We start from the raw sequence: 14,996 nt of genomic DNA on the forward strand, positions 1-14,996 counted from the left end.
CCAGCTGATGAAACTCATTCATTTTGCCATTGCTGTCATTATGTTGTTCGGCCTTTTCACAGGACCCGTCTCTTCCCAGGCTGCCGTTACAGGCTCTGAATGGGAAGACACCATCTACGAACGCCCGGAACAGTTTTCAAGTTTTACCACAGAAAAAGATGTTTTCATTACGATGAGGGATGGCGTTATTTTAGCGGCTGACGTCCACCTTCCTGATGGACCGGGACCGTTCCCCGTCATTCTTACGCAAACCCCTTATAATAAGAATGTCAGCAGTACTGAAAACCTTAATGAGTATTTTATTAAACGCGGGTATGCACATGTGGTTGTTGATGTCCGCGGAACCGGTGCCTCCCAGGGGGCCTGGGATTCATTTGGCGAAGCCGAACAGCGTGATGGCAAAGAACTCGTCGAATGGGCAGCATCCCAGCCATGGAGCAATGGCAAGGTTGGACTGTACGGCTCCTCCTACCGGGCAATCAACCAGTTGTTGACCGCAGCTCAGCATCCCGATGGCCTGGAAGCCATTTTTCCGATTGTCCCGATGGGTGATATGTACCGTGATATCCTTATGTCCGGAGGATTAATCAACACTGGCTTCATCCCACTCTGGCTCGGGCTTGTAACAGGCAGCGGCCTGCTCCCCCCTTCCTACACTTTATCGGACCCAATCATGGGAACGACCCTACTGTTGAGCCATACCGGACAAACGCTCGGCTTTCCAGTCAGCACCCTCAGCTCGGCGATTACGGGCGGGGAATTTGCATACGATGGGCCCGCCGCACAGCTGCGCTCGCCATTGGCGGTAGCAGATCAAATTAATGTTCCTGCATTTTTTACAGGCGGACTTCATGATCTGTTCCAGCGCGGCACGCCGCTCCTTTATGAAAAATTAAAAGCAAATGGCGTACAGACCAAACTTCTGATGGGCAACTGGACGCACGGCAATTATGGCAGCGGCTTGCCTGCGGACAATGTACCTGCCCTTGACCAGCTGGCCTTACGATGGTTTGACCAGTATTTGATGGGCATCAACACTCAAATCAATAAAATTCCTGATGTCACACAGTTTGTGTTAGACGAAGGGGGCTTCGAGGTCCAGCCTGGATGGCCGCATAAGAATGTCGCCGCCCAAAAATTTTACCTGCGCAGCGGCAATCTGTTGACGAAAGAGAAACCTTCCTATGCTGAGCCTTCCCGAACAATGCTTCAGCAGCCGTTGAATGGCATTTGCTCGGGAAGCACGAACCAGTGGATGGCCGGGATTCCGGATGCCCTTCCTTGTACGAAGGATAATCGCCTGACGGAAATTACGGAGCTCACCTATACGACACCCCCGGCAAATGCTGATCTTCGCGTGTCCGGTCCAATTGCCGCGAAAATTTTTGCGAGTACAACCGCGAGAGACCTTGTACTGTCTGTGCGTTTAACGGATGTAGCGCCGGACGGAACTTCGAACGAGATTACTGCAGGCTGGCTCGCCGCCTCGCACAGGGCAGTCGACGACAGCAAAAGCCGATACCTTGATGGAGAAAACATTCAGCCATGGCACCCTTTTACGAGGACCGCAGTGCAGGAAGTCAAACCATATGAAGTGATGGAACTGGACGTTGAAATCTTCCCTAGCAACTTTGTCATCAAAGAAGGCCACAAACTCCGTGTCGCCGTCGGTCCAAGCGACTTCCCGCACTCGATGTCGCCGCTGCCTCAATTGTTGGATCAGCTCGGCGGAGTCGCGACGATTTTAAATAACTCTAAATATCCTTCCTCTATTGTTTTACCAGTGGTGGAAGAATGATTGATGATGCCCGCCTGTGGATTGGCAGTTTTTGGGTACAGATCTTTCGTAAACCTTGTTTACTTAAAATCAAGTTAATTACCGGCGGAATCTTTCTCAAGCACTAAAGACTCCCTTTCCTAATATGAATAAAATAGGTAAAGGAAGGAGAATCATATTGAGCATTACGGAAATGATTCCAGGAAGAATTTATGTTGGCGGCAGGATTTCTCCTGAGGATTGGCGCTTTATTGATCAGCATATAAACGCGATTGTAAATCTGCGAACGAAGCCTGACCGGCCGCCGTTTGATTTTTCTCATCATGTCATGATTTGGATGCCAATCACCATTAAGGTGACTCCGAGTATTACATGGGTGGAAAACCTGATGGCCCATATAAATCTATTAGTTAAACAGGGGTATTCCATCCTTATTCATGATACGTATGGATATCAGCGGCTTGGATTTGTCATTACGGCCTATTATATGCAGCGCTTCCGAATGAACCGCGAACAGGCATTGAATACAGTGCAGAAAATCAAGCCGAATATACAGCCTACCGTTAATTACATGGAGTTGCTCGCCAGGTATGAAAACCATCTTGGACTTGGTTAATTGAAAAAATTTGATAATGACACTTTTAATCTTTTTTCAAATGGTTTATAGTGTTAGTGCAGAATCCGTTTTCACAGGTGATGGAGTTCACCTTTAACCGCCTGAATGGCTAATGACTCCTGCCAGTTGTTTGATCACTGGCAGGAGTCTTTTTGTTTTGGGTAATCTAATAAACATGGAGGGATTTGGATGGTATATTTGCTTGTTGGGGCGGCAGGTTTTCTCGGAGCCTCCCTGCGTTACTTCGTTGGTGTTTTCTTTTTTCACGAAAGTACCGTTTTTCCGTTTGCTACTCTTACGGTGAATCTGTTGGGAAGCTTTTTGCTGGCCTGGCTGACAACAGGTCTATTTATCCGTATTTCCTTGCCTTCACATATTAAAACAGCGTTGGGAACAGGCTTTGTCGGTTCCTTTACAACGTTTTCAACTTTGAGCGTGGAAACTGTCAATCTGCTTCTTCATGGAAAGCTTGTGCTTGCATTTTTATATATTGTGGCGAGTATATTTGGCGGATTATGGATGAGCCGTTTAGGATTCCAGGTAAAGAAGGGAGTACGAACTGAATGACGGTCAATCATATTCTGATGGTTGGAATCGGAGGCTTCTTCGGAGCCATCTCACGGTTTTGGATCAGTCAAGCGATTAATAAAAGAATCCGGCCCAAGATTCCCGTTGCCACACTGCTCATCAATTTATTGGGCTCCCTGCTGCTTGGCATCATGGTCGGTTTAGGATTGAATGGCAATCTATTTATGCTGCTCGGAACGGGTTTCATGGGAGCCTTCACCACTTTTTCAACCTTCAAGCTTGAAGGAATACAACTCCATATCGAGAGAAGGAAAAGGGAATTCTTCCTGTACAACTTCTTTAGCTATGGAGGCGGCATCCTGCTGGCTTTTATCGGACTTCAGCTTGGTTTATGGCTGGCATAAAAAACGGCACAAATCCGTTTGGATTTAAAACCCTGGTGATCAACGGCAGGGTTTTTCCTTTGCCAAGAAATAGACTTGAAAGCAAAAAAACCTGGCGAGAAGATTTCTCTCACCAGGTTTTCAGAACAAAAGCAAAGTTATTGTTTATTCAACCGTAACTGATTTAGCCAGGTTACGCGGCTTATCGACGTCACAGTCACGGTGCAGCGCTGCGTAGTATGAGATCAACTGCAGCGGGATTACTGAGATAAGAGGTGTTAATAGGCTGTGCACTTCTGGGATGACGAAACGGTCTTCGTCTGTTTCCAGTCCACTCATGGAAATGATGCACGGGTTTGCTCCGCGTGCTGCCACTTCTTTGACATTTCCGCGGATGCTCAGGTTGACGAATTCTTGTGTTGCAAGGGCGATGACTGGTGTGCCTTCTTCGATCAGCGCGATTGTTCCATGCTTCAGTTCTCCGCCTGCGAAGCCTTCCGCCTGGATGTACGAAATTTCCTTCAGTTTCAATGCGCCTTCAAGGCCTACGTAAAAGTCGATTCCGCGTCCGATGAAGAATGCGTTTCTTGTCACAGTCAGGTATTCGCGCGCGATGCTTTCGAATTCTTCTTTGTCGTCGCAAAGAGCTTCCATTGCATTCGCAACAATTCCTAATTCCTGAACAAGATCGAAGTCAACTTCATGGCCAAGACCGCGGGCTGTTACTTCCGCTAAAATCGCAAGAACAGCAAGCTGTGCTGTATAAGCCTTAGTGGACGCAACTGCGATTTCCGGGCCAGCGTGAAGAAGAAGCGTGTAATCTGCTTCACGGGATAGTGTTGAACCAGGTGCATTCGTAATTGTAAGCGCCTTGAAGCCCATTTCCTTCACCTGAACAAGAACCTGGCGGCTGTCCGCAGTTTCTCCGCTCTGAGAAATGAAGATGAATAATGGCTTTTCAGATAGAAGCGGCATGTTGTAGCCAAACTCGCTTGAGATATGGACTTCAACAGGGATCTTCGCCAATTTTTCGATGAACTGCTTGCCGACAAGGCCTGCATGATAGGAAGTACCTGCAGCGATGATGTAGATACGGTCTGACTGGTTCATCGCAGCAACGATGTCAGAATCGATTTCAAGTGCGCCTTCTCCATCCTGGTAGTTCTGGATGATTTTGCGCATCACAAGCGGCTGCTCATCGATTTCCTTGAGCATATAGTGCGGGTATGTTCCCTTTTCAATGTCGCTTGCATCAAGTTCTGCAGTGTAAGGAGCGCGTGAAACTACTTCGCCTTCAAGGTTCTTGATTGTCACTTCATCCTTAGTGACAATCACCATTTCCTTGTCCATCAGTTCAACGTACTGGTTTGTTACCTGAATCATCGCCATCGCATCACTAGCGACTACATTGAAGCCTTCGCCAAGGCCGACAAGAAGCGGGCTCTTGTTTTTCGCCACGAAAATCGTATTTTTGTTTTGCTCGTCTATAAGGGCAAGTGCATATGAACCATGTAAAAGTGTCAGCGTTTTACGGAACGCTTCTTCTAAGTTCAGACCTTCGTTTACGAACAAATCGATCAATTGTACGATAACTTCAGTGTCTGTTTCACTTTTCAATTCGACATTCTGCAAATACTCGCGCTTCAATAGATCATAGTTTTCGATGACGCCATTGTGAACAAGAGTCAGTCTGCCTGTTGAGCTCTGATGAGGGTGAGCGTTCACCTTGCTTGGAGGACCGTGAGTAGCCCAGCGAGTATGACCGATTCCAGCGTTAGCCATTACTTCGTTGTCCACTGCGTCGCGAAGATCCGCAATGCGTCCTTTTTCCTTAAAAACGTGAACTCCATTTTCATTCATGACCGCGATTCCCGCAGAATCATATCCTCTATATTCAAGCTTTTCCAGGCCTCGCAATAAAATCTCTTTCGAGTCGTTATTTCCAATATATCCAACAATTCCACACATAACTTCTTTTCCTCCTGTACGACAGGGGGCAAGAAGCCTCTTATATAGGGGCAGCTTGCCCCCTTATCTCATATAATTAGTCCTGAGGTCGACTTCACAAAGCCAATCCTCGTTAGTTTTAGCATCCCCATCTCTTTGTCCATTAAGTTGCCCTAATGTTTTAAAGATGGAATTCGCGGCTGTGCTTTCAGCCGGGAGGCATCCGCCGAAACTTCGATAAACCTCCACCTCGTCAACTAATCCACTTTTCCGGTCAAGGATTAGTCCTGGCGCTTTAGTTTTCCATTGTTTTACCTCTTCCCACCTTTCGATAAATTGTTTTCAAGGCAAAAATCAGCCATTAACAAAAACAGGATAATCATACATGATACTGATACATCCGTCAATAGAAAACAAAGGAAAACAGCCTTCCCCTACAAATACCCTTTAAAGGACGGCTAAAACTCCCTTCACAAGAAAAGCGTAAGCGCCTTGTTCAGCCCTGACAAGCGCTGGAGGGCCGATCAGTGAAGTCGCTTTTTGACTTCATTGGGCGGACCGAAGCGACTCGAAGGGCTAGGCGCTGGAGCTGGACACTTCTCTAAGTGAAAAAATAAACTTTCTCTATAAATAAATATGCATAAGGGCTCTTTTATGTGCCGAAACCCTTATGCATATTGCCTGTTTTCCTTATTCTTTTAAACCCATTTCTTCTTCCACAACCGCTGCGATTCGGTTCACGTATTCCTGGCAGAGTTCTGCAGTGGCTGCTTCAGCCATCACGCGCACCAATGGTTCTGTTCCGGAAGGACGGACCAGGATCCGGCCATTGCCGTTCATTTCCGCTTCTACCTGTTCAATTACTTCTTTTACCTTCTCGTTATCCGTAACGTGATGCTTATCCGTCACACGGATGTTAACAAGAACCTGTGGGTACTTCTTCATTTCCCCAGCCAGTTCGGAAAGCGGCTTGTTTGTTGCTTTCATGATGTTGGCAATCTGAAGACCTGTCAAAAGTCCATCTCCAGTTGTGTTGTAGTCAAGGAAGATGATATGGCCGGATTGCTCGCCGCCAAGATTATAGCCGTTTTTCTTCATTTCTTCGACTACATAACGGTCACCGACAGCTGTCTGGACGCTTTGCACGCCATTTTCCTCCAGGCCTTTGTAAAAACCAAGGTTGCTCATCACAGTGGATACAACTGTCCCCTGTTTTAACTGTCCGCGTTCCTTCATGAATTTACCGCAGATATACATGATCTGGTCGCCATCAACGATGTTCCCTTTTTCATCAATCGCAATGAGGCGGTCGCCATCTCCGTCAAAAGCAAGACCAAGATCTGCTCCTTTTTCCTTCACGAATTCTGCAAGAGCTTCAGGGTGCGTCGATCCTACGCCGTCATTGATATTCAGGCCGTTAGGGGATGCTCCCATCGTTGAAGTATCCGCATCAAGGTCGGCAAACAAGTGGGTTGCCAATGAAGATGTAGCTCCATGTGCGCAGTCCAGCGCGATATGAAGACCTGTGAAATCTTCGTCAACAGATTGTTTTAGATATTGAAGATACTTCTGGCCACCCTCGAAGTAATCATTAACCTGTCCAAGATCAGCACCTACCGGACGAGGGAGCTCATCAGCCTCCATGTCCATCAATTGCTCAATCTCGTTTTCCTGATCATCAGAAAGCTTGTATCCATCGGGTCCAAAAAACTTGATCCCGTTATCTGCTACCGGATTGTGCGATGCAGAGATCATGACTCCTGCCTGTGCGCCAAGTGCCTTAGTTAAATAAGCTACTCCAGGAGTCGAAATCACACCGAGCCTCATAACTTCCGCTCCGATTGAAAGCAGGCCGGCAACAAGAGCCCCCTCGAGCATATGGCCAGAGATACGTGTATCACGGCCGATCAGCACTTTTGGCCGATCGTGCTCCTTTGTCAGGACATACCCTCCGAAACGGCCAAGCTTGAAAGCCAGTTCTGGCGTCAATTCGCTGTTCGCAACTCCACGTACTCCATCTGTACCGAAATATTTACCCATCCTTTAAATCTCTCCTTGTATGAAAAATTGCAGTCAATTATGCTTCTTTTTTCGCAATTGATATACTGGCTTTTTCTTTTGCCAGTTTCCACGTTATATTTTGAGGTGCCGTCACCTTCATAGCGACTTCGTGAGTCCCTTCCGCCAACTTCGATACATCAATCAAAACATTAAAATCATCAGCAGATAGTGCAGAGACGAGATCGCTTGGTCCTGAAACCGTCAACTTTGTTTGTCCGTCTGTAGGATCAAGAAAATCTATTTCATAGCCCTCATCCATCCCATTAATTTCAATTGGGACATTGGATATGGTCTTCTCGGAAGCCTTCGTGACGTTAACGTTCACTTTTACCAATTCTGGTGAAACCGCGACGATACCTTCCCCAATAATGACCGGCAGAGTAAGTTCCGTATCCTCTTCGATTTTGCTGACATCCACTTCCACTCTGACCCTATCAACCTTCTCAAGTACATCCGGGTCAGCGAGGATTTCAGCTTCCTTCGTGTCCAAAGTGATTGAATCTATGGTCACGCCACTTGGAGGATTGCCTTTTCGGACAATATCAATCGGTACCTTTTTGCTGGAGCTCTTTACCGGGATAGTCACTTCAACCACACCAGGCTCCACATTGACATCCAATTTATTCATGTCTCTATCCAGGGCAAGGACACTTGCTTCCCGCGTGATTGTATCCGATATTTTTCCGGAAGAATTCACTGTTGCTTTTACATAGGTGATTCTGTCGACAATATCCTTGGCACCGGTAATTTGAACTTTATTCGGTTTTACAGTTGGCTTCTCGGCAATATAGCCCTCTTCGACTATATTTCCGCTGAATTCAGCTTCGACGCTGAATTCCTTCGTCACCTTCTCCTGGATGGACACATTGGCATAACCAGGATCGATGGTGACCGTCAGCCTTTCGGATACATCTTTGATTGTGATGGGAACACGCTGGTTTCCCATTTCAGCATCCGTCAAATCGACGAACACTTCAAAATTCCTTAGTGTTTTTGCCTGCTGAACCAGGTTTTTCGGTCCCTGGAGCGTAACAGTAACCGTCTCGGGAACACCTGATACGACTAATGTATCGGTATCATAAACCCTTTTTACCGGTACGTCTTCAACCGTTGCCACCTTTTCATCAGATGGGACGTTCACATCCCCGGGCTTATTCGGGTCGTTTTTTGGAACAGATCCAAAGAGCAGCACGGCAAGAACAAGGGCAACCACTTTTATGAACCAAGGATTATCCATCCATCTATCCATTTTTCTTCCCCCTCCAATTCCAGCGGGTAGAAGCTGCCTGCTTGATTCTTGATGGTGAAATCAACTCGGCAGTGAGCAGTTCCCTTAGCGTTTCCCCGCTCAAGTCCCTGTATAGTTCGCCATTCCGTGTGACCGAAACACTCCCTGTTTCCTCGGAAACGACGATCGTGATACTGTCGGTTACTTCACTGATTCCGAGCGCGGCCCTATGCCTTGTGCCCAGTTCCTTCGAAATGAATGGACTCTCTGACAAAGGCAAATAACAAGCTGCTGCCGCAACGATATTTTTCTGTATGACAACGGCTCCATCATGAAGCGGTGTATTCGGAATAAAAAGGTTAATCAACAGTTCAGAGGAAATTCTCGATTGCAGCTGGATGCCTGTTTCTATGTAATCACTCATTCCTGTTTCTCTTTCAATTGAAATCAATGCCCCGATCCGGCGCTTCGCCATATAATCGGTGGACTTGATAATGGCCTCCACCATCTTTTCTTCGTCTTCCTCTTCCTGCAGCCCGGATCTGGCGAAAAGCCTTCCTCTGCCAAGCTGCTCGAGTGCCCGCCGCAATTCGGGCTGGAAAATGATGATAATGGCCAGGAATCCCCAGGTCAATACTTGTTCCATCATCCAGCTGAGCGTATTTAACCCGAAGTAATCACTGACAAACTTTACGATCAGGATGACAAAGATCCCTTTCAAAAGCTGGACAGCCTTCGTCCCTCGAATAATCGCGATCAACTTATAGATGACGAACCAAACCAGGAGAATGTCAACAATATTAGCTAGATATTCCAAGAAATCGAAATCCGCAAACGACATTGCACTTCCTCCAGTAGTTTAGTAAGGCTCTTTTGCGAAGTTATTCCTCTAGCCTCCAAATGAACCCATTTGTAAAAAGGCTCTTTTCGTACATGATGTTGCTTTCACACACAAAGCCGGCTTCTGGGCTTTTATTATTATATCCGCTATCCGTTTCATGAGCATCCTTCAAAAGAGTCACGAAACATGTTAATTATATGTGTTCGAGAAGCAACATTAAATGCGAAAACAGCGTTGTAAAAAGCGGAAGCTGACCAATGCACTTCTGCCTGTATTCTAAGATAACTTTATCATTATACCATAAGGTCAGCTTAAACGAATAATGATGTCATCTAAAGCTTCGTTGACCAATGGAGTAAAAAGATACATCCTTAAAAAAAAAGCCATTCCTATTGGAATGACCGTTCCTTCTCGTCATTTTCAAATAGATCTGCCGTGTTTTTCACGGTATTTTTAATATGATACCAAATCCATTCGAATATTTCATTGACTTCGGTTACTTCCCCTGTGACATTACCGGCTGAAGCCATGTACCTTTCCCCGTTGATGACGGTCAAGTTCCCTTGTACTTCGCCTTCAACTTTCACCTTGCCATTCCTGACCACGACATCCCCCTTGACAACTTCCCCTTCAGGTACAATGACGGTATCATTTTCAACAATCAAATTAGGCTGTTTCGAAACAGAAAACTGATGGTCCTCGTTCCAGGTCGAAAGAATGCTTGCACTCATCAATGCAAGGAAAAGCGATGCAGCTGTCAAAAGCGGATGACTCCTGAACCAGCGTTGGACTTCAGTCTTTTTCTTCTCCTTTGGCAATCCGGCCATGACTTTTGATGTAAAGTCATCCGGCGCCTGGATATGGGAAGTACTCTGGACAAGAGCGATTGCCTTGTTCAATTCCCTGAAGTAGCCCTGGCAATCAGAACAGCTCTGCAAATGCTCTCTTAAAATCTTTTCGTGTTCTTCAGTTATTTCATCATCTAAATACTCGTGCATATAGTCAAAAACCTGTTCGGGACATTTCAATTTCTTTCACCTCACCTTATACGTGTCGCAACTGCTGCCTTAACGCTTCTCTGCCTCGATGGATCCTCGTCTTCACTGTTCCAAGCGGCAAATCCAGGATTTCACTGATTTCATTCAGGCTAAGCTCCTCAATATACTTTAATACGATGACCGATCTGTATTTATCGGGTAGTTTTGAAATTTCTTTTTGAATTGTGTCTTGCAATTCGATACTTTCCACCTCATCCTCTGGCAAAGGAGTTTCAGATGGCACCTGTGAGTACATGGTCAAGCCTTCCGTTCCCGGCACCTCTGCATCAAGAAAATAATCTGGTTTCTTTTTACGAATCCGGTCAATGCAAAGATTGGTAGCAATCCTGTATAACCATGTTGAAAACTTCAGGTTTTGATTGAAGCTGTTAATATTGATATATGCGCGGATGAAAGCCTCCTGTGCAATATCCTCTGCCTCATGCCGATTCCCGAGCATACGGTAGCAAAGCTGGAATACCTTGTCCTTGTATACCTCAACAATCTCTCCATAGGCATTCTGGTCTCCCTTGATTACCTGTTTTATTCTGTGCTTTACGATCGTTTCCATTATTTTACCTCCGCGCTTCCTGCGGCTAATCGATATACGAATCGATTCCGTAAAAGGTTTCGTTTTTTTTATAAAAACTTTATTTATATATGTAATTATGTCTATTCCGTTTAAACAGACTCTTTTCGGCAAAAAAAGCTAAAAAACTCGATACGTTAATATTAACAAATTTTTACCAGTTTGGTTTAAAAAGTTTTGGTCCGGGGTATAAAGGGACTATATTTAATGAAAGCGAGGAACAAAGATCAATGTGTGCAGAAACGCTGTTGAAGGATATAGAAAATTGCCGTAAAGAAATGGTTGAACTAGCTGCAAGAACCTCGCTGTCAAACCAACGGGTAGTAGACATGAGCATGAAGCTCGACCATTTACTAAATAAATATTATCACTTATCCTCAAAAAAGCCAGTTCTATATTAATGATAAAGAGCAGCAGCCGTAACAGGGCCGCTGCTCATATTTTTTTGTTTAACCATCTCATTCTATTCTTTTTTCGAAGCTTTGATTACAAAAGTTTCTCGCCAAATAAAGAACCCATCAGCGCAACCGCCGCGACTGCCGTCTTGTTCTTTTCATCCAGGATTGGATTCACTTCAACGAATTCCGCAGAAGTAATGATTTTCGCTTCAGCCAGCATTTCCATTGCCAGGTGGCTTTCACGATAGCTGATGCCTCCTGTAACCGGAGTACCAACACCAGGAGCATCCGTTGGGTCGAGTCCATCCAGATCAAGTGAAAGATGGACACCATCGGTCTTATCTTTAAGATAATTGACCGTCTCCTCAATGACAGCAGCCATCCCTAGGCGGTCAATTTCGTGCATGGTGAACACCTTGATACCCATTTCCTTTATCAAGTCTTTCTCCCCATCATCCAGTGCACGCGCACCAATAATGACAATATTCTCCGGCTTCACCTTAGGAGCATACCCGCCAATCTGCGTCAGCATCTCATGACCCAAACCAAGACTCGCAGCCAGCGGCATACCATGAATATTTCCAGACGGCGAAGTCTCCGCCGTATTCAAGTCTCCATGGGCGTCATACCAAATCACACCAAGATTCTTATAATGCTTGGACACACCAGCCAACGTCCCAATCGCAATGCTATGGTCCCCGCCCAAAACAAGCGGAAAAGACTTCGATTCTATAATGTTATCTACTTCATCTGCAAGCAGGCGATTCTTCTCCGCCACCAACTCAAGGTTTCGAAGATTGCTGTTAGGGTCAATCTTCACCTCAGGTCTGCCAACTGCAATATCACCCAAATCTTCTATCTCATCAAAAAGCACTCTTAATCTCTCATTGATACCTGCATAACGGATTGCACTCGGGCCCATGTCAACTCCCCTTCTCATCTGACCCAAATCCATCGGCATCCCGAGAATCGAAAGTTTCTTCATTCCTGACTCCCCCTTGCTTTCTCTCATCTCTCCCCTTATTTTAAACGCTTTCATTAGGATGACTCAACCGGACAATTTCATGAATATATATACAGTTTGGAATAGAATGAATTTACGAAATGATTTTGTTGAGGCTGTGAGACGGGAGGGTTTTTTGACAGTTTTGGGTGATTCTTTTGCAAACCTGTCAAAATCCAAGTGGTTTCTTGACAGATTTGGCTCCTTCTCCTGCAAACCTGTCAAAATAACGGAGGGTTCTTGACAGCTTTGGCTCCTTCCACCGCAAACCTGTCAAAATCCACGTGGTTTCTTGACAGCTTTGGTTCCTTCTACCCCAAACCTGTCAAAATAACGGCGGATTCTTGACAGCTTTGGCTCCTTCCACCGCAAACCTGTCAAAATAACCGCGGATTCTTGACAGCTTTGGCTCCTTCCACCGCAAACCTGTCAAAATAACCGCGGATTCTTGACAGCTTTGGTTCCTTCTACCCCAAACCTGTCAAAATAACGGAGGGTTCTTGACAGCTTTGGTTCCTTCTACCCCAAACCTGTCAAAATAACGGCGGATTCTTGACAGCTTTGGCTCCTTCCACCGCAAACCTGTCAAAATCCACGTGGTTTCTTGACAGCTTTGGCGCCTTCTACCGCGAACCTGTCAAAATATCCGCGATTTCTTGACAGCTTTGGATTCTTTTCCTGTGAACCTGTCCGAACTGGAGACCACTTCCGACAGCTTCTGAAATATCCGTTAAATCTGTCCAAAACCCCATGGTTACTTTTGACTGACTCATCCTCTCTTTATTCAAAATTGTCTAATCACGACGTATTCCTTACAGCTATTACAAGTAGTGTAAGATAACAATTCACAATATAAGTAGCGTGAAATAAAAAAAGCCATAAACCCGACTGGATTTATGACTGAAATGGTATTTATGTAGTATGATGGTGGAGCCTAGCGGGATCGAACCGCTGACCTCCTGCGTGCAAGGCAGGCGCTCTCCCAGCTGAGCTAAGGCCCCATTTGGAGCGGAAGACGGGATTCGAACCCGCGACCCCAACCTTGGCAAGGTTGTATTCTACCACTGAACTACTTCCGCATGATTTTATTATATAGGTAAGACCCCTAAAAATAAAGGAAAAATTATTCTTAGGGGCCTTGACATGAGTGAGCCATGAAGGACTCGAACCTTCGACCCTCTGATTAAAAGTCAGATGCTCTACCGACTGAGCTAATGGCTCTCAATATTGTAGATCAACAAGTTGTTATCACTCGGTTAAGCATGTTATCGCATCTGCGATGCTCGAAAGTCCTTACGGCCTTTCTCGCAAGTTGCCGCAGAAGCAACTCCAGGGAGTGAGCAACTTGCTCTACCGACTGAGCTAATGGCTCATAGGATATAATCTACCCTATTCATTGTCTCTTAAGCATCCTGAGTGCAAAAAAGAAAATAAAAATGGCTGGGCTAGCTGGATTCGAACCAACGCATGACGGAGTCAAAGTCCGTTGCCTTACCGCTTGGCTATAGCCCAATGAAAAAATAAAAAGGACATTAGTAGCTTGTCCAATTTTAATATGTATTAAAATGGTGGAGGGGGACGGATTCGAACCGCCGAACCCTGAGGGAGCGGATTTACAGTCCGCCGCGTTTAGCCACTTCGCTACCCCTCCACAAGCCAAAAAAAAATGGTGCCGGCAAGAGGACTTGAACCCCCAACCTACTGATTACAAGTCAGTTGCTCTACCAATTGAGCTACACCGGCATTAGGAATATTTCACTGTGTGAAAATGAATGGTGGAGGATGACGGGATCGAACCGCCGACCCTCTGCTTGTAAGGCAGATGCTCTCCCAGCTGAGCTAATCCTCCATTTTATGATGCTGTTTAAAGTAGATGGTGACCCCTACGGGATTCGAACCCGTGTTACCGCCGTGAAAGGGCGGTGTCTTAACCGCTTGACCAAGGGGCCATATTATAGTATTTTGAGAGCTTCCAAGCGGGCTCGAACCGCTGACCTCTTCCTTACCATGGAAGTGCTCTACCTGCTGAGCTATGGAAGCATGTATTGCTGCCAGCTCAAATGACTTTCGTCATTTAGAGATAATGGCTCCGCAGGTAGGATTCGAACCTACGACCGCTCGGTTAACAGCCGAGTGCTCTACCACTGAGCTACTGCGGAATAGTGGTAATTTAACATAACTCTTGCAGATGATTCGAATGCCTCATCTTAGGAATTTGTCCAAGATGAAAATGCACTTTTGCCCGGCGGCGTCCTACTCTCACAGGGGGAAACCCCCAACTACCATCGGCGCTGAGAAGCTTAACTTCCGTGTTCGGTATGGGAACGGGTGTGACCTTCTCGCCATCGCCACCAGACATTTTTAAAGAACAATATTTATTATACTGTCTTTTATGCATTTTTCAAGAGAATTTTTATGAAATCTTTATTCCCTCAAAACTAGATAATGTGTAAGAAGAATTCAAGAGAAACGAATGATCATTGTCCAGCTCCGGCTCCTAGCCTCTCGAGTCGCTTCGGTCCATCCGCCGAAGTCAAAGAACGACTTCAACTGCTGGCCCTCCAGCGCTTGTCGAGGCTGTACAGTCG

Annotated in this window: 12 protein-coding genes, 10 tRNA genes, 1 rRNA gene and 1 riboswitch; of the genes, 5 read left to right on the plus strand and 18 right to left on the minus strand. The window is 45.9% G+C overall.

Annotation, left to right across the window (positions count from 1 at the left end):
* Positions 1–7: 7 nt before the first annotated feature.
* The 4 genes from M3593_RS21615 (at position 8) to crcB (ending at position 3,325) form a co-directional block, all read left to right on the plus strand.
* On the plus strand, positions 8–1,798 hold the full coding sequence (locus M3593_RS21615; protein WP_251544819.1) for a CocE/NonD family hydrolase: 1,791 nt from the start codon (positions 8–10) through the stop codon (positions 1,796–1,798).
* A gap of 157 nt (positions 1,799–1,955) precedes the next feature.
* Entirely contained in the window at positions 1,956–2,393 is a 438-nt protein-coding gene (locus M3593_RS21620; RefSeq protein WP_251544820.1) for a protein-tyrosine phosphatase family protein, read from the plus strand.
* A 67-nt stretch (positions 2,394–2,460) separates the two neighbouring features.
* A riboswitch (Fluoride riboswitch) is annotated at positions 2,461–2,522 on the plus strand.
* Positions 2,523–2,582: 60 nt separating this feature from the next.
* The gene (locus M3593_RS21625) at positions 2,583–2,960 is read left to right on the plus strand and encodes a fluoride efflux transporter FluC (protein ID WP_251544821.1); all 378 of its coding nucleotides are present in this window, start codon (positions 2,583–2,585) and stop codon (positions 2,958–2,960) included.
* The gene (gene crcB / locus M3593_RS21630; RefSeq protein ID WP_144481229.1) at positions 2,957–3,325 is read left to right on the plus strand and encodes a fluoride efflux transporter CrcB; all 369 of its coding nucleotides are present in this window, start codon (positions 2,957–2,959) and stop codon (positions 3,323–3,325) included. Before M3593_RS21625 ends, crcB begins: the two co-directional genes overlap by 4 nt.
* Before the next feature lie 144 nt (positions 3,326–3,469).
* On the opposite strand, the gene glmS is transcribed toward crcB, so the two are convergent.
* From glmS to sigW, 6 genes are all read right to left on the minus strand, one after another.
* Entirely contained in the window at positions 3,470–5,272 is a 1,803-nt protein-coding gene (gene glmS / locus M3593_RS21635; RefSeq protein WP_144481383.1) for a glutamine--fructose-6-phosphate transaminase (isomerizing), read from the minus strand.
* A gap of 669 nt (positions 5,273–5,941) precedes the next feature.
* Complete coding sequence (glmM, locus tag M3593_RS21640; RefSeq protein ID WP_144481382.1) at positions 5,942–7,291, minus strand: phosphoglucosamine mutase; 1,350 nt, start codon at positions 7,289–7,291, stop codon at positions 5,942–5,944.
* Between the two features lie 37 nt (positions 7,292–7,328).
* The gene (locus M3593_RS21645) at positions 7,329–8,561 is read right to left on the minus strand and encodes a CdaR family protein (RefSeq protein ID WP_144481381.1); all 1,233 of its coding nucleotides are present in this window, start codon (positions 8,559–8,561) and stop codon (positions 7,329–7,331) included.
* On the minus strand, positions 8,554–9,381 hold the full coding sequence (cdaA, locus tag M3593_RS21650) for a diadenylate cyclase CdaA (protein WP_144481380.1): 828 nt from the start codon (positions 9,379–9,381) through the stop codon (positions 8,554–8,556). Before cdaA ends, M3593_RS21645 begins: the two co-directional genes overlap by 8 nt.
* Positions 9,382–9,770: 389 nt before the next feature.
* Positions 9,771–10,409 (minus strand): anti-sigma factor family protein, encoded by a 639-nt coding sequence (locus M3593_RS21655; protein WP_251544822.1) that lies wholly within the window; start codon positions 10,407–10,409, stop codon positions 9,771–9,773.
* Between the two features lie 16 nt (positions 10,410–10,425).
* On the minus strand, positions 10,426–10,989 hold the full coding sequence (sigW, locus tag M3593_RS21660) for an RNA polymerase sigma factor SigW (RefSeq protein ID WP_144481378.1): 564 nt from the start codon (positions 10,987–10,989) through the stop codon (positions 10,426–10,428).
* Positions 10,990–11,237: 248 nt separating this feature from the next.
* Between sigW and M3593_RS21665 the strand changes: the two genes are divergently transcribed.
* Complete coding sequence (locus M3593_RS21665; protein ID WP_144481377.1) at positions 11,238–11,408, plus strand: aspartyl-phosphate phosphatase Spo0E family protein; 171 nt, start codon at positions 11,238–11,240, stop codon at positions 11,406–11,408.
* An 85-nt stretch (positions 11,409–11,493) separates the two neighbouring features.
* On the opposite strand, the gene rocF is transcribed toward M3593_RS21665, so the two are convergent.
* The 12 genes from rocF to rrf form a co-directional block, all read right to left on the minus strand.
* Positions 11,494–12,390, minus strand: a complete 897-nt coding sequence (gene rocF, locus M3593_RS21670) for an arginase (RefSeq protein ID WP_251544823.1) — start codon at positions 12,388–12,390, stop codon at positions 11,494–11,496.
* Positions 12,391–13,333: 943 nt separating this feature from the next.
* Positions 13,334–13,409: transfer RNA gene (locus tag M3593_RS21675), tRNA-Ala, on the minus strand.
* 3 nt (positions 13,410–13,412) lie between these two features.
* Positions 13,413–13,487: transfer RNA gene (locus M3593_RS21680), tRNA-Gly, on the minus strand.
* 69 nt (positions 13,488–13,556) lie between these two features.
* Positions 13,557–13,629: transfer RNA gene (locus M3593_RS21685), tRNA-Lys, on the minus strand.
* A 216-nt stretch (positions 13,630–13,845) separates the two neighbouring features.
* Positions 13,846–13,920: transfer RNA gene (locus tag M3593_RS21690), tRNA-Gln, on the minus strand.
* Between the two features lie 54 nt (positions 13,921–13,974).
* Positions 13,975–14,059: transfer RNA gene (locus tag M3593_RS21695), tRNA-Tyr, on the minus strand.
* Positions 14,060–14,075: 16 nt separating this feature from the next.
* A tRNA-Thr gene (locus tag M3593_RS21700) sits at positions 14,076–14,151 on the minus strand.
* Between the two features lie 30 nt (positions 14,152–14,181).
* A tRNA-Val gene (locus M3593_RS21705) sits at positions 14,182–14,257 on the minus strand.
* A gap of 25 nt (positions 14,258–14,282) precedes the next feature.
* Positions 14,283–14,357: transfer RNA gene (locus tag M3593_RS21710), tRNA-Glu, on the minus strand.
* Positions 14,358–14,375: 18 nt separating this feature from the next.
* Positions 14,376–14,448, minus strand: a tRNA-Thr gene (locus M3593_RS21715).
* Between the two features lie 44 nt (positions 14,449–14,492).
* Positions 14,493–14,567: transfer RNA gene (locus M3593_RS21720), tRNA-Asn, on the minus strand.
* An 81-nt stretch (positions 14,568–14,648) separates the two neighbouring features.
* A 5S ribosomal RNA gene (rrf, locus tag M3593_RS21725) occupies positions 14,649–14,764 on the minus strand.
* Positions 14,765–14,996: the final 232 nt, after the last annotated feature.

Origin of the sequence: Mesobacillus sp. MER 48, from assembly GCF_023714225.1 — a bacterium.
GTDB classification, from domain to species: domain Bacteria; phylum Bacillota; class Bacilli; order Bacillales; family Cytobacillaceae; genus Mesobacillus; species Mesobacillus oceanisediminis_A.

Bases quoted from the DNA above. Each gene is read 5' to 3' on its own strand.
- M3593_RS21615 (WP_251544819.1), top strand. From the start codon at position 8: ATGAAACTCATTCATTTTGCCATTGCTGTCATTATGTTGTTCGGCCTT.
- M3593_RS21625 (WP_251544821.1), top strand. From the start codon at position 2,583: ATGGTATATTTGCTTGTTGGGGCGGCAGGTTTTCTCGGAGCCTCCCTG.
- crcB (WP_144481229.1), top strand. From the start codon at position 2,957: ATGACGGTCAATCATATTCTGATGGTTGGAATCGGAGGCTTCTTCGGA.
- glmS (WP_144481383.1), bottom strand. From the start codon at position 5,272: ATGTGTGGAATTGTTGGATATATTGGAAATAACGACTCGAAAGAGATT.
- glmM (WP_144481382.1), bottom strand. From the start codon at position 7,291: ATGGGTAAATATTTCGGTACAGATGGAGTACGTGGAGTTGCGAACAGC.
- M3593_RS21645 (WP_144481381.1), bottom strand. From the start codon at position 8,561: ATGGATAGATGGATGGATAATCCTTGGTTCATAAAAGTGGTTGCCCTT.
- cdaA (WP_144481380.1), bottom strand. From the start codon at position 9,381: ATGTCGTTTGCGGATTTCGATTTCTTGGAATATCTAGCTAATATTGTT.
- sigW (WP_144481378.1), bottom strand. From the start codon at position 10,989: ATGGAAACGATCGTAAAGCACAGAATAAAACAGGTAATCAAGGGAGAC.
- M3593_RS21665 (WP_144481377.1), top strand. From the start codon at position 11,238: ATGTGTGCAGAAACGCTGTTGAAGGATATAGAAAATTGCCGTAAAGAA.
- rocF (WP_251544823.1), bottom strand. From the start codon at position 12,390: ATGAAGAAACTTTCGATTCTCGGGATGCCGATGGATTTGGGTCAGATG.